Origin of the sequence: Lactiplantibacillus paraxiangfangensis, assembly GCF_036246185.1 — a bacterium.
GTDB lineage: Bacteria > Bacillota > Bacilli > Lactobacillales > Lactobacillaceae > Lactiplantibacillus > Lactiplantibacillus paraxiangfangensis.
The window spans coordinates 228146-246932 of sequence record NZ_BTPW01000001.1; the positions used below are offsets into that span (position 1 = coordinate 228146).

Genomic DNA, 18787 nt, shown 5'->3' on the forward strand with positions numbered 1-18787 from the left:
AGGGGTGCAATGAACATGTTAATCACAAGTATTGGACAGGGGTTACTATGGGCCCCACTCGTTATCGGGGTGTTCTTGACCTTCCGGATTTTAGATATTCCGGATTTGACGACTGAAGGCAGCTTCCCACTCGGCGCGGCCATCACGATTAGTGCCATGCTCAATGGCCAGTCCGCTTTAACGGCTAGTTTGTTTGGTTTTCTTGGCGGTTGTGTTGCGGGGTGGGTCACCGGGATGCTGGATACCAAGCTGAAGATGCCATCACTGTTGGCAGGAATCTTGACCATGACCGGGCTGTATTCCATCAACATGCATATTATGGGCCGGGCCAACGTGCCGCTACTAGAGCAAAAAGTCCTGACAAATTACTTACCCGCCGGTTGGTCACTGGATGTCCGGACCATCCTAGTTGGGGGCGTCATCACCACGCTGGTTGTTTTGGCCCTCGTTTGGTTGTTCCAAACGCGCTTAGGGTTGTCACTAATGGCCACGGGGAACAACGCCGCGATGAGCGCGGCCAACGGAATTTACACAGATCGAATGGTCATCATTGGTTACATGCTATCAAACGGCTTGATTGCGTTGTCCGGTGGCCTCATTGCACAGAGTAATGGTTACGCGGACATCGGTATGGGGATTGGGACCATCGTCATTGGACTCGCTTCCGTGTTAGTTGGGGAGATTTTCCTCCACGGTCGCAAAATATGGGTGCGGTTAACAGGGATGGTCGTCGGGGCGATTATTTATCGCTACTTGCTGACCCTTGCCATGGGGATGGGCTTCCCGGTCAACGACCTCAAAATTTTGTCAGCTGTTATCCTCGTCATTGTGATTTGCCTACCGATGTTACAGACTAAATACCAAACCAAACGTCAATTAAACCGTTACCTCAAACAGATTGGAGTCGATCAAAATGTCACAAACCGCCATCCTGAACGTACAACAACTACAGAAAGTCTTCTTCCCGGGAACCAGCAACGAACGGCACGTTTTGAAGAACGTGAACTTGACGATTGAACCCGGTGACTTCGTATCCGTCATCGGCAATAATGGTGCGGGAAAATCAACGCTTTTAAACACGATTGCCGGAACTTTGACGCCGGATGCCGGTGAATTAATGGTTGCCGGACATCGCGTCACTAAACGGTCGGTTGCCTACCGTTCGCGGTGGGTGTCACGGGTCTTTCAAGATCCTAAAATGGGAACGGCCGGTGAATTGAGTGTCGCCCAAAATTTGACGTTAGCGGAAAAACATACGGGCAGCTTGAGTTTACGGCGCTACCAGCGTGCAGACCAGGCGCAGCGTTACGCCACATTATTGGCTAGTCTAAATATGGGCCTGGAACACCGGCTGACAACGCAGGTGAAGTACCTATCCGGGGGACAACGACAAGCGTTATCGTTGCTGATGGCGACTTTGAGTCAGCCGCAATTGTTATTATTGGATGAACACACCGCCGCCTTAGACCCGCAGACGAGCAAGGAAGTCATGGCGCTGACGGAAGCCATCGTGACCAAGCAACACTTGACCACGATGATGATTACCCATAAGCTAAGCGATGCGTTAACGTATGGCAACCGGTTGGTGATGGTCCAAGACGGCCAAATCAAGTTGGATGTTCGCGGGGCAGCCAAGGCACGGTTACAAGCCAGTGACTTAATGGGGCTATTCAACGAGTAAATAGTAGAATTATCGGACACAAAAGCAGTAGGAAGATTGTCATCATAATCTTCCTACTGCTTTTAGTTACTATTATTTTGGAGGTCTATTCAGTTGTCCAAGTTTGACCATCATAACGGTAAATCGTATGTCCACCGGCGTAGTAATATTGCCACGTGGTGCCCGTTAGAAATGGCGCGCTGATTTTTACGACGCTATCGGTAGGTTTAACGTCACCATAGAAACTGGTGTCAGACAGACTGTAGTAGAAACCGGCGGGGAGCAGGCGGTTATCTGGGAGTTCTTGGAATTGCCCCTTCATGTAGCTGTCCTGACCGTTGACCTTAACGGGGATGGCGTAGACGTGATCGGAAAGTTCACGAATGCCGTCTGGGTAAGCCGTTACCGAGCTCTCAGTTTTGAGCGTCGTGCTAGCCTGCGTCAAGTTAGCGTCTTTATAAATGGTGGTGTTATCACCAATGTACAAAACGTCTTCGTGGCGGCCGTCAAAAACGGACGGCGTTGTTGAGGACTGATGCTGACCGGCTTTGAGGCAAGCGCGGTTTACCCAGCCGTTAACGGTGCCAGCTGTATTAGTGACGTGGTAATACGTATACGTTTTGCCCTTCAAGTAAACGTGGCGGGACTGGGTTGCCGTATAGGTGTCACTTGCGGATAACGCCTTGGCGTGGCTCATTTTAAGAGCCTTATTAGACCCCGTCAACGCGTAAATTTTGCCAGTTTTAGCCCGAATAAAGGTTTGAGCGGTCATTTTTTTAGGCGTCGACATTTGGTCATTTTTCCCAGCTTTTAACGCGCTAGCTTTGACCCAGCCCTTAGCCTTTTTGTTGGCACTTGTGACGTAGTCGTAGCGCACTTTTTTTCCGTGAATGTAGAGATTCCGTTGCTTGGTCCGGTTATAAGTCAAGTTGGCCTTTAAGGCGCTACCAGCTTGACGTTTGATAACTTTATTAGATCCACTTAACTTAGTGAATTTAACGGATTTGGCCCGGTAATAGGGAGCAGTTTTGACTGACTTGGCCGTGGTTGCCTGGTAGTTTTTACCGGCTTTGAGGTAACTGGCAGCGACCCAGCCGGCAGCTTTATTTTTCGCATTGGTGACGCGGTAATAAGTCACTTTTTGACCATGTTTTGTCACGGACGTTTTAGCTGTGCGGGTCCAAGTGGTGTGCGTGTAGTTTTTTAACGCGTGGTTGGCCTTGAAGCTGAAGTGCTTGGCAGACCCGACAAAGCGGTACGTATGGCCCTTTTTGCTCGTAGCGTAGTAAGGCTTATGACTGACCTTGACCGTTTTAGTGCGGTGGTAGGTGGTTGCTGCTTGTGCCGGCAAGGCGGTCCCGGCGACCCCTAATAAGATAATACTAGTCGTGGTGATTAATTTAGATAAATGCATCCTAAATAACTCCTTTTTTGGTTACTGCCCCCAATATACGCCAAAATAAAGGAAACAACTATCGCATTATAAATAAAATTATAGTGAGCTTTGAAAAGAGCCGTTTAAATAAAAAGTGAGTTCGGGTGTCGTTTCAGGCGACAATGGCAGGCTGTAACGGGTAAAATAAACGTAAAACTTAAGTTGGAGGATGGCTGATGAATAAGGTACGCTGCATGGTTTATGTGACTGACGTGGAAAAGGTTGTTCAGTTTTGGCAGGATCACTTGGGTGCGCGGGTAGCGGAAGTTAATCCGCTGCCGGATGGTTCAAATAACGTGGTGTTAAAGATTACCCCGGAAGTTGAACTGGCATTTTTCTCAAAGGCTTTTATCGCGGAATATTCACCAGAAGTGGTCACGAACTTTCCATCGTTAATGTTTTTCAGTGACCAATTTAATGATTTGCATCACCAGATTCCGGATGCTGGTCCGGTGGTCGATAATCACGGTCAGTTAACGTTCAACTTTGCTGATCCGGAAGGGCATTACTTCGTGGTTGCCAAGTCTTAGGATGCTCGAAATGCAGTCTGTAAAGATTGCATTTTTATTTTAATAATAATGTGAAAAATAGCACAATATCGGTTATAATATAGCCATAGTGTGGTAACTGTTAAAAATGGATTGCCGGTTGTAACATTTGCTTGTTGACTATAAAAGCTTTTTTATGGGGTCACTAACTGCTTGTGGCTGGTTAGTTCCTCAGCATAGCCTTGTGAATATCGCGACAAAAAGCAACCCGAATCAGCAACAACCGGTTATACCGTGCCGTCTGATTTTTAGTTGCCACCTCCTAACCTTTTGGTCCGTGAGAGTCTTCACGGGCTTTTTGGTTTTAAAATTAGTCCGGTTGCCACTGATGGCACGCGGTAAAAACTAAATAAAAATTGAACGGATAAATCCCGTTAAATCAAGGGTTCATTTCGATAGATTAGAAAAATAGTTAGTTTTTGTTGTATTAATCTAACTATCGTGCTAACATAATTATCATTCAATAACAGGAGGTCATCTTAATGACGACAAACAATCGAGATTTATTTAATAGTTTTGGTAAACTAATGCAAAATCGCGCCTTCTTAATGGCGGTGGCCCATCAACATCACTTTGACGGTCGGGGGCCAGAACGTAATGGCCGTGGACAAGTTCGGTTATTACAACTATTAGTCGACTCACCCGCAGGATTAACGAACGCGGAAATTGCGGAAATCTTAGATATTCGACCGAGTTCAGTCAGTGCAACGCTTAGTCGGCTAGAGGACGCGGGATTGATCGTTCGCGAACCTAGTAGCCGGGATAAGCGGGTGGTCATCGTCCGCCTCAGTGAAAAAGGGCAGAAGATGGCCAGTCACCGTGACCAAGGCGTCGCCGATTTAGCGGATCAGTTATTCGGTAATTTGAGTGACGATGAACAAGCAGAATTACAACGGTTGCTCGATAAGGTCAGTGCAAACGCCGCTGACTTAGACGTTCAAGATTTAATGCATTTTGGCCATGGTCATGACTGGTCACAACATCCAGGATGGGGTCGCGGTCGCGGCTGGTTCTAATATTAAGAAATTTTGAGGCAGAGAGAAATGGAACGTAGAATGACAGCACCAAGTACCGCGCGCGGTAAGTTTGATTTAAAGGGGTTCTTACACCTGATTCGGCAGACCGCGCCTAAATATTGGCAACTTTGGATTGGGTTAGGACTTGGTTTGTTGGCAACCGGTGCCCAACTAATGGTCCCAAAGTTTGCGCAAACCTTAATTAATGGGTTCAGTCACGGTGTTAACCAGCAGTTGTTGATTGGCGTGATTGGGCTGTTCCTAATTAGTGCGGTGATCAGTGCCGTGTCGGGGACGCTACTCGGAATCTTTGGCGAAAATGTCGTGGCTAACTTACGCACAACGTTATGGCACCGGCTCGTGCGGCTACCCGTCAGTTACTTTGACGATGTTAAGACCGGTGAAATGACGTCGCGGTTGGTAAACGATTCGACGCAAATTAAGGACTTACTCGCTAACGCATTTCCACAGATGGTGACGTCGCTGATGCAACTCATCGGTGCGTTGGTCATTATGGTCTTGATGGACTGGAAGATGACGGCCATCATGGTTTTAGCGATTCCACTGATTTTACTCGTGATGATGCCAATCATGCGCCAGAGTAGCAAGATTGGTCGGCAACGCCAAGACGCGTTGGCTGGATTTAACGGTACGGCCGATGAGACGCTGAGCGAGATTCGGTTGGTAAAATCGTCCAATGCCGAACCTTACGAAACGACAAACGGGTCGCAACAAATTACGAAGCTTTATCACATTGGTTTGAAAGAAGCCATGTATGATTCAGTTGCGGGTCCGGTCATGACGGCTAGTATGATGGCCCTGTTCGTGGGTGTACTGGTGTACGCTGCGGCGCGGGTTGCTAGTGGTACGATGCTGATGGGAACGTTAGTCTCATTTCTAATGTACCTGTTCCAAATTATTGGCCCCGTAGGAACGTTGGGGCAGTTCTTTACCACGTTATCCAAAGCAAACGGGTCAACTGAACGGATTCGCGATTTGCTGACCGAACCTGAAGAAGCTTTAACAACTGGAACGGATCAGTCCGTAGCTGACCAAACGCTTGCGATGCAACACGTGAACTTTGCCTACGATGATGACGGTAAAGTAATCTTAAGCGATGTGAGTTTTGAAGCCAAACCAAATACGGTCGTGGCCTTTGCCGGACCATCTGGTGGTGGAAAATCCACGATTTTTGGCTTACTTGAACGCTACTATCAGCCTCAGGGTGGTCAAATCACGATTGGCGATCAGGACGTGAACCAGATTAGCTTAAACGCTTGGCGGTCTCAAATTGGTTACGTTAGTCAAGATTCCGCAATCATGGCCGGGACTATTCGGGATAATTTAACGTATGGTTCCGACCAGAGTTACAGTGATGACCAGTTATGGCACGTCTTGGCACTAGCTTCCGCTGATAAATTCGTCCAAGCAATGGATAACGGTTTGGATACGCAAGTCGGTGAGCGGGGCGTGAAGGTTAGTGGTGGACAACGGCAACGGTTAGCGATTGCCCGGGCATTTCTCCGCGACCCTAAGATCTTAATGCTCGACGAAGCAACGGCTAGCTTGGATTCAGAATCCGAAGCGATGGTTCAAAAAGCTTTAGGTGAGTTGATGAAGGGCAGAACGACCCTAGTGATTGCCCACCGGTTAAGCACGATTGTCGATGCGGACCAGATTTACTTCATTGAAGGTGGTCGGGTCAGCGGTTCTGGCACGCACCAAAAATTGATGGCCGACGTGCCGCTTTACCGCGACTATGTCAAAATCCAGTTCAAAGAATAGGCCGACGAACTAATTACTCGCATTTGCGCGCTGACTTCCTTAAAATAAGTAAATAATCTATTTTGAAGGGGTCAAAGACAATGGTCATGCGGGATGTCAATATTGGAACGAAGGTTGGGTTAGCGCTGTTGAACGATCGGTGGTACGCGTTAACGCTCAGTAATTTGGGCCAGCAACCAGCAGACTTTATGGTCTTACGCCGCCGTGTGCGGGGCTTAAGCACGTTAAAATTATTAACGGTACTCGCTAAGATGAGCCAGCTCGGTTTGATTACGGAAAGCGAGCACTACCGTTACCAATTGACGCCGACCGGTTTAGAATTACAAAAAAGTTTGCAGGAGTTAGAGGCATGGGGCGACCGAATGATCGTCGCGATGCACTAATGATGCGGTGAAAAAGTTGAGTCTGGGACAATAGTAAAAGCCAATCAGAAATTTTCTGATTGGCTTTTACTATTGTTATGGTCGAAACGTGGGCCAAAAGGCAATTTGTTCCGCTCTTTACGTTACGGCGTTGCCGTCTTAGCCATGGTCTGGCCGACCGTCGCGGTGTATTCGCGTTCGCCCAAGGTGTTTGGATGTAAGTTGTCGTCTACGAACCAGTTATCATTATCTTGACTCATATATAACCAGTCGATCAAGTGGACGTTACTGTATTTCTTAGCTGCAGCGGCAATCAGCTTATTATTGCTATCTTGCCATTTTTTACCGGGAACCCGAGTGTTGACCCAGTAAATCTGATGGTTACTCCCAATTTGGTTGATGATGCCGTCAATAGCGGCGGCGTCAGTCGGACCGTTAGTTCCTAAATTGACTAATACGTTTTTTTGAATCGCATCGTTAGCTTTTAACTGACTGATGACTGAAGGGGCTGCGGAAACTTGTCGCCCGACCTTAGCGTCGACGTTAAAACTCTTGAAGATTTCCTTCAAATCAGGGGTCGTCCGTACCATGATGGAGTCGCCGATACCCGTGACTTTCAGTTGCCCCAACGTTTTGATTTCATTTTTAGAAAGTTGGTATTTTTCCCCAAGATCGGTATGGGCCACACTGTGGGTCGCACCGGTCGTCTTGGTACTATGCCCCGTAATAATATTCCCAATACTGATAACCTGTTTTTTTATGGCTGGGGTTGGGATGATTAACGCGCCGCCAATGAAGACGATAGCGAAGATCCCAAGCAACCAATAAATTAATTTTTGATTTTTCATGTAGCTCCTCCTCGCACGCTATAAGATTAGACTAGTCGCGTGACCCTGTCAATTAACCGCAGCCCCCTTTCAAATGGAAAAGATACTTGTTAGACTAGGTCTAATAAGATCTAGAGGGGGTTACGCAATGGAAAAGAAAACGCTTGGTTTTGTGCTTGCAAGTGCGGGACCGTTTTTCTGGGGAAGTTCGGGGACCGTCGCGCAACACTTATTTGATACGACGAACATCTCAACCCTGTGGCTCGTTTCTGTGCGGATGGTCGTTTCGGGGCTCCTGCTACTCATCTATGGCACGCTTCGACAGGTGCCCGTGATGGCGGTATTTAAACGACCAGCTGCGGCGGGAAAACTAGTTGCGTTCAGCTTGCTAGGAATGGTGGGGACGCAGTTAACTTATTTCATGGCCATCAGCACCGGTAACGCAGCGACGGCGGCTATTTTGCAATCATTGTCGCCCGTCTTGATTATTCTCTTCTTAGCAGCTCGTTCTTGGCGGGTGCCTAGTAAGGTTAACGTGATCTCAGTGGTTTCGGCACTGATTGGGACCGTTCTAATTGTGACGCAGGGCCATTTGCATTCACTGGCGTTGCCGCTGACAGCGGTGATTTGGGGCTTGCTAGCCGCCGTTGGAGCGACGATTTACACGCTCATGCCAACGAAACTTATTAAGGATTACGGCGCAACGGCCATTGTCGGTTGGTCCATGCTGATTGGGGGCGCGTTCGTGTTTGGTGGAAGCCAAGCGTGGCGCCACGTGCCCCAACTATCCGCAATGGCTTGGTTGGAAGTTGGCTTTGTGATTATTTTTGGCACGATGCTAGCTTATTTATTTTTCCTGCAGAGTCTAGAATTTATTTTACCGACGACGGCGAGTGTGCTAGGGACCATCGAACCGTTATCCGCGACCATCTTAAGCGTCCTATTTTTAGGCGTTAACTTTAACTTGTTTGGGATTACGGGCGCCGTCCTCATTGTGGGCGTCACGGTATTACAGTTTATGGCTGCGAAAACGGCCAGTTTTGGGCACGACTAACGCAATTAATTGACCGGACACGACTGAAAAGCCGCTGTCCGGTTTTTCATTAGTACTGAGACACTTCCTTACAAGTAGAAACTTGTTCAATTTAAATTGACTAAGTAATCCAATCCTTCACAAAGTCTATTGAAAATGACTATGGCAAGCGTATACTTTTCTTTAGATAAACTAAGGAGGAGTCAACTTTGAAATTAGGTAAACGTAGCTGTTATTGGTTACTAGGATTAGTAAGTTTTGCCTTACTATTCATTTTAAGTCAAGCGATGCCAGCTCAAGCGGCCACTAATTACGATGCGAAGGATTACACAACCTCAGCTTCCGTATTAAATGGACCAGATTATAAGCATGCCGACACGGTGCAGATTGAATACAACCTCGCATTTGGTGACAAGGCCTTGCATGCTGGTGACACGATTACGGTCGATTTACCAGAAAACCTACGGGCCAAAACGGTGGGGGACGTCTTTGACGTTACTGATGAGGAAACCGGTCAGGTGATTGGGACCGGGAAAGTAACCACGGATGGCAAAGTGGTCTTGACCCTAAATGAAAACGTTGAGGGTAAGACTAATACCGAAATCCAGCTGAACCTGGCCACTAAGTATCGCTATGAAGATACTGGTGAAAAAGACGTTGTGTTCAATTTAGAAAACGGCGGCTCGAGCAACTCGGTCATTAATATCGTTTCCGATGAAGCAAACTTATCTAAAAAGGGTACGATGGACGTCGAAAATGGCCGGATTAAGTGGACGATCCTAGTAAACCGTCAAGAATTAAAAATGGAAGGCCTATCCATTGCGGACACCATTGGCGATAAGCAATCCATGATTGAGGGCGTTGAAGTCTACAACGGTAAATGGTCTTCACAAACGACTTATAAGCGGACGGATAAGATCAACGAAGATGCTTATAACGTGAAATACACCGATAATGGTTTCAACTTAGATTTCAATGATACGGTCAATAACCTCATTGTGATCGACTACTACACTAAGGTGACGGAACCAGAACTCATGAACAGTGGCTACCACTTCAAGAACCAAGCCATCATGGAATGGGGCGGCGGCACTGATGGTGAACGGAATAAAGAAGAAGCCAACGGGAAAGTTTACGATAAGAGTGAAAACAGTGGTTCTGGTGGCGGGACTAGTTCGTCAAGTTCCAGTTCTTCAAGTATTAGTTCATCAAGCTCGAGTGCTTCAAGTTCCAGCTCGTCGAGTGTTAGTTCATCAAGCTCAAGTGCTTCGAGTTCCAGCTCATCGAGTGTTAGTTCATCAAGCTCAAGTGTTTCGAGTTCTAGCTCATCGAGTGTTAGTTCATCAAGCTCAAGTGCTTCAAGTTCTAGCTCATCGAGTGTTAGTTCATCAAGTTCAAGTGTTGCAAGTTCCAGTTCATCAAGTGATAATTCGGCAAGCTCTAGTTCATCTAACGTAACGAGTACGCCAGATGAAAACTCGAATTCCAATGGTGGGACTGATACGGATACCAGCGTCACGGAACCTGATAATCCTGAAGACAATACTAATCCGAACCCAGATATCGATGAAGATACGGGGACGATCGATGTTGACGGTGGGTTTGAAAACGGAACGGGCGCAGCGACTAGTTCCAGTTCACAGCCTGTTGCTGGTCAAGCACCTGCTCAAAGTTCATCGACACCAGCGACTAAGAAGTCGAGTGCCAAGACAACGGTTACCCAAGCCGATGCGGCAACACCAACCACTCAAAGTCGTGGCAAATTACCACAAACTAGTGAATCCGCAGTTGATAGCCACGCCTTACGCTCAGTCGGTATTTTACTGGCGGTCTTAACGCTTGGTGGTAGTGCGTTGATTCGGCACTGGTTTTAACCGGTCTAAATAGGTTTAATTAGCAATTTAAATCATCATTTCATAGTAAATTAAAATAATTAATTTTGATCAGAGTGGGCCAGAAGGCGGTTAGTTTGTGAGCATTAACGTGGAATCAGTGATTATTCCTGGGCTTGGAATGGTCGCTGATTCCGGGTTAAGCGGAGCAAATTGCCTTTTGGCGCACGTTTCGACCATAATATTAGAAAAAGTTATTCAGGAATATTTTGATGTTTCTGAATAACTTTTTTTGTCTTATCCCAGTTTCATTATTGCCGGATGACTTAATTTTCCTCAGTATTTAAGGGGTTAGCAGACGCAAAATTCTGGATTTCCTTTTTAATTCAAAGTATTTAAACCAATTATGAAAAACGGGTTGACAGTTTTCATAAGCAATGGCAAAATAATAACATTCTCACATATTTCTAATCTAATTGTTATTAATTAAAATGGAGGCATACATATGGAAAACACACACGCTGAAGAAGCGACACATAAGATGACAACCATGGATTACGTTTATAAGGTATCCGCCGGAGTTTCAAACGCAATTTTAGTTTGCTTAGGAATTGGGTTACTGTTGCAATCATTGGCAAATTTTTTACATTGGGGCGCACTGTACCAAGTTGGCGCCATCGCCCAAGTCTTACTAGGCCCCGCGTTCGGGGTTGCCATCGCAACGATGCTTAAAAGCAACACGTTGGTGACGTTTAGTGCCATGATTTCTTCAACCATTGGCGCTAATGCGGTGTTCTTCTCACAATCGACCACGAACGGCGTGACAGCGACCGGACACACGTTGGCGCAAGCCGCGCAGAGTACGGTCTTTACGACCGGTCAACCCATTTCTGCGGTGGCCGCGGGGCTGGTTGCCGTACTCGTTGGTAATTATCTGACGGGGAAGACGCCCCTAGACATGATGCTAGTGCCACTAGCAGCGACCTTTGTTGGGTCAGTTGTTGGTTTAGGCTTAGCGGCAGTGACCACACCAGCCTTGGTTTGGCTGAGTCAGTTCATTGCCACTTCGATGAAGGTCAACCCGTTGATCGGTTCGATGGCCGTTTCCTTAGCGTGGGCACTGTTCTTGATGACGCCAGCTTCATCGGCGGCCTTAGCCGTGGCGGTTATGCTCGATCCCGTTTCTTCAGGGGCAGCCTTGATCGGAACAACGGCACAATTCGTGGGCTTCACCATCATGTCATTTCGGCAAAACAATCTGGGTGCTAACATCGCACAAGGCATCATTACACCAAAAGTGCAATTTCCTAACTTGCTAGTAAATCCGCGCTTAGCAATCCCGCCAATGGTTGCCGCCGTGGTATCAGCACCCATTGCAACCCTAGTCTTTCATTTTTCCACGAGTTACAAATTAGCTGGGTTGGGGTTAAATTCCTTGATTGCGCCAATCACGTTGGCGTCGACGAATATGAATACGTTTATGGTCTACTTAGTGACGGGTGTTTTAATTCCAGCAGTCATCTCAGTTGTCTTATACCGGGTATTACTTGCGGCTAAATGGGTCGAATCACAACAACTACAGTTGGAAGTGGTCTAGTCAAACGGGTGTGATGCCCTAAATAAATAGCAAACCGACCGTTGAAAATGATGTCATTTTCAACGGTCGGTTTTTTTATGAGAAGCACTAAATATTATTTAGTTGTCGAATCCGGTTGGTTGGCGTTGGTAAGCCCGACCACGAGTCCCGTCAATGGTGGCCTGGTAAAGGTCATTGAGTGCCTTAGGGCCATGTAAATGAGCCATTCCCCAATAGCGCAGGCCCTGATTCAAATCGGCGGCGGCCTTGTGATAGTCTCCCGATTCACTCAGTCGTTTGGAATTTTTAACTAATAACGCACTGAGATCCGCATCACTCTGAACTTGTGGGTCCTGAAAAGCCGTACTGATGGCCTTAAGTAATACGGTTACATTTGTTTGATCTGTTTCTTTTGACACGTTGATGCCCCCTATAGTTAATAGTTTACACCTCGTCTAGAGTCATGCAATCAGTAGTCATTTTTTTCTGAAAAAGACTATACTGAAAATTGAACCAAGAGGGGTGGCAACAAGAATGAGTTGCGAAGCACGGGGGATTATGCGAGCATTAGCTGAAACGTTGGCAACGGCTGACGCACACGGCTTTCAAGAGATTCGCCAGGCGCTATTTGTAGGTGAACACGATTTGACGGGACAATCACAAATCGATGAACCCTTGATTAGCCGGTTAGCGAATTACATTACGTATACGATTTTTTCAAAACAGTTACGACTGACGGCGACTCAAAATTTGCTAGTAAGTCAGTTGATGGCACTTGGACGACGGGCCGATAATGAAATTATCACGGATCCGTCACAGTTTTAAGGGATGAACGCAATGCGATTAAAACCAATTATGCAAACCATTGTTACGGCGGGAAGCTTGATTGCTGCTATGGTAGGCCTTTATCAAGCGGCGCGGCAGTGTAAGCGGAAATTAATGCGGTAAAAGTTACAAACAGTCAGCGTTCAGTTAGCTTGAAACAGAAAAAGGCGGTCACGTGAAAATTTTCATGCGCCGTCTTTTTGAGTTAGGGAGTGTGGAATCGTCTGATATTCGATTAGCGAATAATGGGCGAGCTGTTTTCGAATTGAAGCTTGCTGGGTCTAGCCGTATGATGAACTTGTAAACTAAATTAGGAGATGAGCTGATGGCAGAACAACCATGGGATTTACGGCGGGTGCTTGATGAAATCAAGGATGATCCGCAGAGTTATCACGAGACAGACGTTGAAGTCGATCCAGATGCTGAACTTGCGGGTGTCTACCGCTATATTGGTGCGGGTGGGACCGTTGAGCGGCCAACTAAGGAAGGCCCAGCGATGATGTTTAATCGCGTCAAGGGATTCCCGGATACCCGGGTTCTAATTGGTTTGATGGCAAGTCGGCGGCGGGTCGGAAAAATGTTTCATCACGACTACCAAACGTTAGGGCAGTTTTTAAATGAGTCCGTTTCGAATCCAATTGAGCCAGTGACGGTCGCTGAAAATGCGGCTCCAGTGCATGAAGTTGTCTATAAAGCCACGGACGAAGGCTTCGATATTCGGAAGCTCGTGGCGGCGCCGACCAATACGCCGGTTGATGCGGGCCCTTATATTACGGTGGGCGTGGTACTGGGCTCTAATCGCGATAAGTCGAAGAGTGACGTGACCATTCACCGGATGGTTTTAGAAGATAAGGATACGTTAGGCATTTACATCATGCCTGGTGGTCGGCACATTGGGGCGTTTGCGGAAGAGTACGAGAAAGTGAATGAACCTATGCCCATTACGATCAACATTGGGTTAGACCCCGCAGTCACCATTGGGGCAACCTTTGAGCCACCGACCACGCCATTTGGGTATAACGAATTAGGCGTTGCGGGCGCAATTCGGCAGCAAGCCGTTCAATTGGTGGACGGTCTAACGGTTGATGAAAAGGCCATTGCACGTTCTGAATTTACGTTGGAAGGCTACATTATGCCGAACGAGCGGATTCAGGAAGACATCAACACCCATACGGGCAAAGCAATGCCCGAATTTCCAGGTTACGACGGGGATGCGAACCCTGCGCTACAAGTTATCAAAGTCACGGCGGTCACCCACCGTAAACATCCAATCATGCAGAGCGTGATTGGCCCTTCGGAAGAACACGTCAGCATGGCGGGAATTCCGACCGAAGCTAGTATCTTGCAGTTAGTTGACCGTGCGATTCCTGGCAAGGTCACGAATGTTTATAATCCGCCCGCTGGTGGTGGGAAGTTAATGACTATTATGCAAATCCATAAGGAAAATGAAGCTGACGAAGGGATTCAACGTCAAGCTGCCTTACTGGCGTTTGCCGCGTTTAAAGAATTAAAGACGGTGATTCTAGTAGATGAAGACGTTGATATCTTTGATATGAATGATGTTATTTGGACGATGAATACCCGTTTTCAAGCGGATCAAGACTTAATGGTCTTACCCGGGATGCGCAACCATCCGCTAGACCCATCCGAACGGCCCGAATACGATCCCAAGTCCATTCGTTTCCGTGGGATGAGTTCGAAATTAGTCATCGATGGAACCGTTCCGTTTGATATGAAGGACCAATTTGAACGGGCCCAGTTCAAAGAAGTGCCTGATTGGAAGAAGTATTTAGAATAAGCATTTTAAACCGCTTCGTCGGATAGAAACGATATGCTATTACCGACACAGCATATTGTTCCTGTCCGACTTCGCTAAATACGGTTGTCATGTTGGAATTAATCCAATACTAGCTTTTGATAGTTAAGGCAAAAAAATAGTCAGTTATCAGATTAGTAAGTGTTTCCAATCTGGTAACTGGCTGTTTTTCATTAATTGGTGGGACGTTTAATCACTAAAGAGTCAATTAAATCAGTTAGAAGTTGATTACCACTGCGTTGCGGGTACACAAAGGTTAATTGACTCATGAACGGAATAGCCAATGACCGCATGACGAACTGGCTGTTCATAAAGGGTAACGCTGACTGTTTAAACAGCAAAGTGACGTTATTTTCCCCCAGCATACTGAGCAACGTTTCAATGTGGGTACTTTCAAAGAAAAACTGGGGCGTGACGCCCTGACGTGCAAAGAGCTGGGTAATGGGTTCGTAAACACCCGAACCTGGTGGGAGCGTCGCAATTTTTTGATGTGCGAGGTCTTTGATTCGAATCGTCGGCTGTGTCGCCAGCGGGTGGTTTGCCGGTAAGATAATCATCAGTTCATCTTGTAGTAAGGCTTGTTTAACAAAATCCGTTGGTTGAAGCTGGTGAGTTTGGGTATCTCGAATGATGGCCGCTTGCAACTTGCCTGCTAACAATTGGGTCACGATTTGATTGCCTTCACCTTCAATCACTTTAAGGTCGATGTCCGGATGTTGTTGGCCAAACGCGCCAATTTTTTGCGCAATAGTATACTGCCCAGAGACCGGAATTGAGCCGACTGTGAGTTGCTTAAAAGTTGTCGGTCGGTTGGACGCTAAATCTTTGAGCATCTTTTCGTAATCGGCAATCATTTTTTGCGCGTGATGATAAAAGGCTTCACCCGCGGGCGTGATTTTTAGATTGCGTTTATTATAAGTATCAAGTAGCTTAATATTTAATTCGGTTTCCAGCGCGTGCATCCGTTTAGAAAGCTCAGATTGTGAGAGGTGGAGCTCCACGGCGGCGTTAGAAATATGGCGTAAGTCGTACACCATGGTAAACGCTTGGAGATCATTAATGGTCATCGTAATCACACTTTCATCCGTTCATTTAAGGTTAAGTCTTATTTTAACACGCGGAATTTTTCTGCTCAATTAGCCTTGATTTTGTTAATAAAAAAATGCTAAGAAGCCCGTGTTTTCAACCGAAAAAGCTTGCTTGAAAAGGGGGGCAGGTCCACAATAAATGTGGCCTGAAAAGGGGCTTAAAATTTTACCGGATGAGGAGTTGAGTTTGTAATGTTGATGACGGGAGTATTGTTTTTAGTTGTCTTAATGGTTGGTATCGTACTTAGTGGGGTTTTCTTCAGATATATGGATGCTGGCGCCGGTGTCACATTCAGCTCGCTGAAGTTAACTAACTTACGGACCGAATTCTTAAACATCTTATTGATGGTCGGACTGTTAATGTTAGCTTTGTTATTATTTAAATAATCGATTTTAATCAATTTTGCTATTTTAGCGGTAACGGGAAGGCATTTTCCGTTACCTTTTTTTGTGGCCAATACCATCATAAAAGTGTGGGTGACAACCGGACCGGGTTACGGGTAGCCAACTTTTATCAGCCAATTTAAAGATTGAAAATGCTGGAATTAGTCCAATTGCTTCGATGGCACTGCTTCTCGTTAGAAACTCAGGATTTTTCGGCGCTTCGCCGGCAGAATCAGTGGGCCATGGGGTCGGCTACAGACAAAAAACGGTCTTCCGCCTCGCTTGAAAGCCTCAAAAGGCGAGTCTTTCAAGTCGCCCCGCACTGTAACCTGGAAAAGACGTCAGGTTACGGTGCCGACACGGCCCGCTGGTTCTACCCGCTACGCTAAGATTGGTTTAAAATAAACTGGTCAAGTTTGATATATAGCTGGAGGTTGTCGGTGATGAATCTGCCGTGAGTGTGGCGTTAATCGGTGATTTCCCGATTTACGCCACCGACACCTTGAGAGACGCGCTTTTTCGGCTCTCAAGTGAGGTTCAAGACCGCTCCTTGGCTTGAACCGGTCGCCACGGCAGATGAAATCACGGATGACCGGAAGCGGGAAGATTAACAAATTTATTGGTCCCAACGTTGCTATATCGGTTGACTGGCAAGCGCTTTTGTTTTTGAACTTTGAGTTTCAATTTTAAAATGGTCAATTAAAATATTGTACAGAACTCGCAATAATCGCTATGATAGTTTTATTGTGTTAACAGAGAAATGTTTTAGAAGGGAATGGCAATAATATGACGCAGTCGGCTTATTGGCAAGGTGTTGTCAAAGAAGCAAAAGCAGCGCACCGCCCGTTTTTTAGTTTAGCGCCCATGGAGGCGGTCACCGGCTCCGTGTTTCGGCGGGTCGTGATGCGGGCAGCCGCACCAGATGTATTTTATACGGAATTTACCAACGCTTTAAGCATTACTCACCCCAAAGCAAAATTTACGACGTTGGGACGGCTTTATGTCGATCCCGAAGAAAATCCCAAACCAATTGTGCAACTATGGGGAAATTCGGAGGAAGACTTCGTTAAAGCCGCCCATGAAGTTGCTCGTCAAGGTTATCAGGCGATTGATCTAAACATGGGTTGTCCAGACATGGCCGTGATTAAAAACCATAGCGGGAGTGACCTTATCCGCCATTTCGATCGGGCCAAGGAAGTTATCGAAGGCGCCCGTCAGGCAGATTTACCGGTTAGCGTGAAGACCCGGTTAGGATTTGACGCCGTTGAAGAATACGAGACGTGGATTCCATTCTTATTGAAGCAACAAGTGCCCGTTTTGACAGTGCACGTGCGAACCAAGATGGAAATGAGTCGGGTCCCAGCCCACTATGAGCTGATCGACAACTTGGTTCAGATGCGAGACACGATTGCACCGGATACGCTATTACAAATTAACGGGGATATTCTAGACTATCAGTCGGGGATTCAGTTAGCTGAACAGCATCCGGGTGTCGATGGTATCATGATTGGGCGCGGTATTTTTCAAAATCCGTACGCTTTTGAAGCGGAGCCTAAAGAACATTCCACTAAGGATTTATTAGAACTCTTACGTTACCAAGTCGACTTATATGATCAATTTGTTGACTTAGGTTTACAAGGCCATTTCGCACCCTTACAACGGTTCTTTAAAATTTACGTCCGCGGCATGCGGCACGCAGCTGAAATTCGTAACGAATTAATGCAAACTAAAACAACTGATGACGTGCGGGCCATTGTAGACCAATTAGAACGCGATTTATAAGCACTTTAGAAAATAACGCGAGCCACTCAACGACTGACGAAAAATGGCTCTTTGTCAACGGCTGTTGATGAGGAACTTTATGAGGAAACCAATTCATTTTCGAATTGGTTTCCTTTTTTTGTTCTGAATTGTAAATTCAATCCGAATTCGTGTGTAAAAACGCGACCAATTTTTGTACCCGTACGCCGTCCGCTTGATTTGCTTTATTTTGCGATTAACGCCCTCTAAAGGGCCATTGGAGTAGGTACTTGCCATCATGTTTTTAATTAGAGACAGATGTTTACGATAGGTTTTCATGGTTGTTTCAAACTGTGAACTGACTTTGTCAGTTCTACTTAAAGCTTCGATGAAACGTTGATAATCTCTGGTTCTTAACGCATCCACTAAGGCATGCGCTGTAAAGTAAGTATGTTGAAAAATTGGATCCAGTTCTAATCCCGTTAAGATTAACTGTTCTTGAGTAAACCAGTCTTTTAGATGCGTAAACCATTGTGGTTTACGTGTTTCTAGGTTTGAATATGATTTTAGGAATAAGCGCCAATGATGTTTGAGTATTCGATATTCTCTGGTGTCTGATGAAAAATGATGCATCAACTGTACCCGCGTCTGATTCAGGGCCTGAAGTCCCATTTGAACTAAATGAAAATTGTCGGCGATAATCTTAGCTTTAGGAAAGACTTCGCGGATAACCGACTGATATTGGGCGTTAAAATCAATGACAATCTGCTGAACTTCATTACGTTCTTTCAGTGAATAGTGATTCAGAAAATGTTTCTTAATGTTTCGGTTAAGGCGATCCGGTAAGACTGTCACTAGCT

At 46.3% G+C, this 18787-nt stretch carries 18 protein-coding genes; 13 read left to right on the forward strand and 5 right to left on the reverse strand.

Translation table 11 applies throughout. The features are described 5' to 3' along the window. Positions 1-15: 15 nt before the first annotated feature. Positions 16-1017 carry an ABC transporter permease gene (locus AAA939_RS01020; RefSeq protein WP_338211248.1) on the forward strand — a complete coding sequence of 334 codons (1002 nt, stop codon included), beginning with the start codon at positions 16-18 and terminating at the stop codon, positions 1015-1017. Beyond that, positions 914-1681 carry an ABC transporter ATP-binding protein gene (locus tag AAA939_RS01025; protein WP_338211250.1) on the forward strand — a complete coding sequence of 256 codons (768 nt, stop codon included), beginning with the start codon at positions 914-916 and terminating at the stop codon, positions 1679-1681. Before AAA939_RS01020 ends, AAA939_RS01025 begins: the two co-directional genes overlap by 104 nt. Before the next feature lie 85 nt (positions 1682-1766). Here AAA939_RS01025 and AAA939_RS01030 read toward each other — a convergent pair whose 3' ends face one another. Further along, positions 1767-3074, reverse strand: a complete 1308-nt coding sequence (locus tag AAA939_RS01030; RefSeq protein ID WP_338211252.1) for a hypothetical protein — start codon at positions 3072-3074, stop codon at positions 1767-1769. 197 nt (positions 3075-3271) lie between these two features. Between AAA939_RS01030 and AAA939_RS01035 the strand changes: the two genes are divergently transcribed. The 4 genes from AAA939_RS01035 (at position 3272) to AAA939_RS01050 (ending at position 6827) form a co-directional block, all read left to right on the forward strand. Beyond that, positions 3272-3625 (forward strand): VOC family protein, encoded by a 354-nt coding sequence (locus AAA939_RS01035; RefSeq protein WP_338211253.1) that lies wholly within the window; start codon positions 3272-3274, stop codon positions 3623-3625. A 500-nt stretch (positions 3626-4125) separates the two neighbouring features. Continuing rightward, positions 4126-4659: a MarR family winged helix-turn-helix transcriptional regulator gene (locus AAA939_RS01040; RefSeq protein WP_338211254.1), complete on the forward strand. Its 534-nt coding sequence runs from the start codon at positions 4126-4128 to the stop codon at positions 4657-4659. Between the two features lie 27 nt (positions 4660-4686). Next, complete coding sequence (locus AAA939_RS01045; RefSeq protein ID WP_338211255.1) at positions 4687-6444, forward strand: ABC transporter ATP-binding protein; 1758 nt, start codon at positions 4687-4689, stop codon at positions 6442-6444. An 80-nt stretch (positions 6445-6524) separates the two neighbouring features. Further along, the gene (locus tag AAA939_RS01050; protein ID WP_338211257.1) at positions 6525-6827 is read left to right on the forward strand and encodes a winged helix-turn-helix transcriptional regulator; all 303 of its coding nucleotides are present in this window, start codon (positions 6525-6527) and stop codon (positions 6825-6827) included. A 122-nt stretch (positions 6828-6949) separates the two neighbouring features. On the opposite strand, the gene AAA939_RS01055 is transcribed toward AAA939_RS01050, so the two are convergent. After that, entirely contained in the window at positions 6950-7654 is a 705-nt protein-coding gene (locus AAA939_RS01055; RefSeq protein ID WP_338211258.1) for an SGNH/GDSL hydrolase family protein, read from the reverse strand. Positions 7655-7781: 127 nt separating this feature from the next. Between AAA939_RS01055 and AAA939_RS01060 the strand changes: the two genes are divergently transcribed. From AAA939_RS01060 to AAA939_RS01070, 3 genes are all read left to right on the forward strand, one after another. After that, complete coding sequence (locus AAA939_RS01060; protein WP_338211260.1) at positions 7782-8687, forward strand: DMT family transporter; 906 nt, start codon at positions 7782-7784, stop codon at positions 8685-8687. A 188-nt stretch (positions 8688-8875) separates the two neighbouring features. Beyond that, complete coding sequence (locus AAA939_RS01065) at positions 8876-10540, forward strand: collagen binding domain-containing protein (RefSeq protein ID WP_338211262.1); 1665 nt, start codon at positions 8876-8878, stop codon at positions 10538-10540. 463 nt (positions 10541-11003) lie between these two features. Continuing rightward, entirely contained in the window at positions 11004-12095 is a 1092-nt protein-coding gene (locus AAA939_RS01070) for a PTS sugar transporter subunit IIC (protein ID WP_338211266.1), read from the forward strand. A gap of 98 nt (positions 12096-12193) precedes the next feature. On the opposite strand, the gene AAA939_RS01075 is transcribed toward AAA939_RS01070, so the two are convergent. Further along, positions 12194-12493, reverse strand: coding sequence for a bacteriocin immunity family protein (locus tag AAA939_RS01075; protein WP_338211267.1), 300 nt, complete (start codon positions 12491-12493; stop codon positions 12194-12196). Between the two features lie 115 nt (positions 12494-12608). Between AAA939_RS01075 and AAA939_RS01080 the strand changes: the two genes are divergently transcribed. Continuing rightward, positions 12609-12899 (forward strand): bacteriocin immunity protein, encoded by a 291-nt coding sequence (locus AAA939_RS01080; RefSeq protein WP_338211269.1) that lies wholly within the window; start codon positions 12609-12611, stop codon positions 12897-12899. Positions 12900-13224: 325 nt separating this feature from the next. Next, complete coding sequence (locus AAA939_RS01085) at positions 13225-14697, forward strand: UbiD family decarboxylase (RefSeq protein ID WP_338230411.1); 1473 nt, start codon at positions 13225-13227, stop codon at positions 14695-14697. 191 nt (positions 14698-14888) lie between these two features. On the opposite strand, the gene AAA939_RS01090 is transcribed toward AAA939_RS01085, so the two are convergent. Next, a complete protein-coding gene (locus AAA939_RS01090) occupies positions 14889-15782 on the reverse strand; it encodes a LysR family transcriptional regulator (RefSeq protein ID WP_338211273.1) in 894 nt (297 codons plus the stop codon). A 213-nt stretch (positions 15783-15995) separates the two neighbouring features. Here AAA939_RS01090 and AAA939_RS01095 point away from each other — a divergent pair, with 213 nt between their 5' ends. Beyond that, positions 15996-16190 carry a hypothetical protein gene (locus AAA939_RS01095; RefSeq protein ID WP_057705266.1) on the forward strand — a complete coding sequence of 65 codons (195 nt, stop codon included), beginning with the start codon at positions 15996-15998 and terminating at the stop codon, positions 16188-16190. A gap of 783 nt (positions 16191-16973) precedes the next feature. Then, positions 16974-17969, forward strand: coding sequence for a tRNA dihydrouridine synthase (locus AAA939_RS01100; RefSeq protein WP_338211275.1), 996 nt, complete (start codon positions 16974-16976; stop codon positions 17967-17969). Between the two features lie 93 nt (positions 17970-18062). Here the strand turns inward: AAA939_RS01100 and AAA939_RS01105 are convergent. Next, the coding region (locus tag AAA939_RS01105) for a transposase (protein ID WP_338230413.1) at positions 18063-18787 on the reverse strand (725 nt) is incomplete at its 5' end.

Excerpts from the sequence above, each read along its gene's own strand:
- AAA939_RS01020 (WP_338211248.1), top strand. The coding sequence starts at position 16 with ATGTTAATCACAAGTATTGGACAGGGGTTACTATGGGCCCCACTCGTT.
- AAA939_RS01025 (WP_338211250.1), top strand. The coding sequence starts at position 914 with ATGTCACAAACCGCCATCCTGAACGTACAACAACTACAGAAAGTCTTC.
- AAA939_RS01030 (WP_338211252.1), bottom strand. The coding sequence starts at position 3,074 with ATGCATTTATCTAAATTAATCACCACGACTAGTATTATCTTATTAGGG.
- AAA939_RS01035 (WP_338211253.1), top strand. The coding sequence starts at position 3,272 with ATGAATAAGGTACGCTGCATGGTTTATGTGACTGACGTGGAAAAGGTT.
- AAA939_RS01040 (WP_338211254.1), top strand. The coding sequence starts at position 4,126 with ATGACGACAAACAATCGAGATTTATTTAATAGTTTTGGTAAACTAATG.
- AAA939_RS01045 (WP_338211255.1), top strand. The coding sequence starts at position 4,687 with ATGGAACGTAGAATGACAGCACCAAGTACCGCGCGCGGTAAGTTTGAT.
- AAA939_RS01050 (WP_338211257.1), top strand. The coding sequence starts at position 6,525 with ATGGTCATGCGGGATGTCAATATTGGAACGAAGGTTGGGTTAGCGCTG.
- AAA939_RS01055 (WP_338211258.1), bottom strand. The coding sequence starts at position 7,654 with ATGAAAAATCAAAAATTAATTTATTGGTTGCTTGGGATCTTCGCTATC.
- AAA939_RS01060 (WP_338211260.1), top strand. The coding sequence starts at position 7,782 with ATGGAAAAGAAAACGCTTGGTTTTGTGCTTGCAAGTGCGGGACCGTTT.
- AAA939_RS01070 (WP_338211266.1), top strand. The coding sequence starts at position 11,004 with ATGGAAAACACACACGCTGAAGAAGCGACACATAAGATGACAACCATG.
- AAA939_RS01080 (WP_338211269.1), top strand. The coding sequence starts at position 12,609 with ATGAGTTGCGAAGCACGGGGGATTATGCGAGCATTAGCTGAAACGTTG.
- AAA939_RS01085 (WP_338230411.1), top strand. The coding sequence starts at position 13,225 with ATGGCAGAACAACCATGGGATTTACGGCGGGTGCTTGATGAAATCAAG.
- AAA939_RS01090 (WP_338211273.1), bottom strand. The coding sequence starts at position 15,782 with ATGACCATTAATGATCTCCAAGCGTTTACCATGGTGTACGACTTACGC.
- AAA939_RS01095 (WP_057705266.1), top strand. The coding sequence starts at position 15,996 with ATGTTGATGACGGGAGTATTGTTTTTAGTTGTCTTAATGGTTGGTATC.
- AAA939_RS01100 (WP_338211275.1), top strand. The coding sequence starts at position 16,974 with ATGACGCAGTCGGCTTATTGGCAAGGTGTTGTCAAAGAAGCAAAAGCA.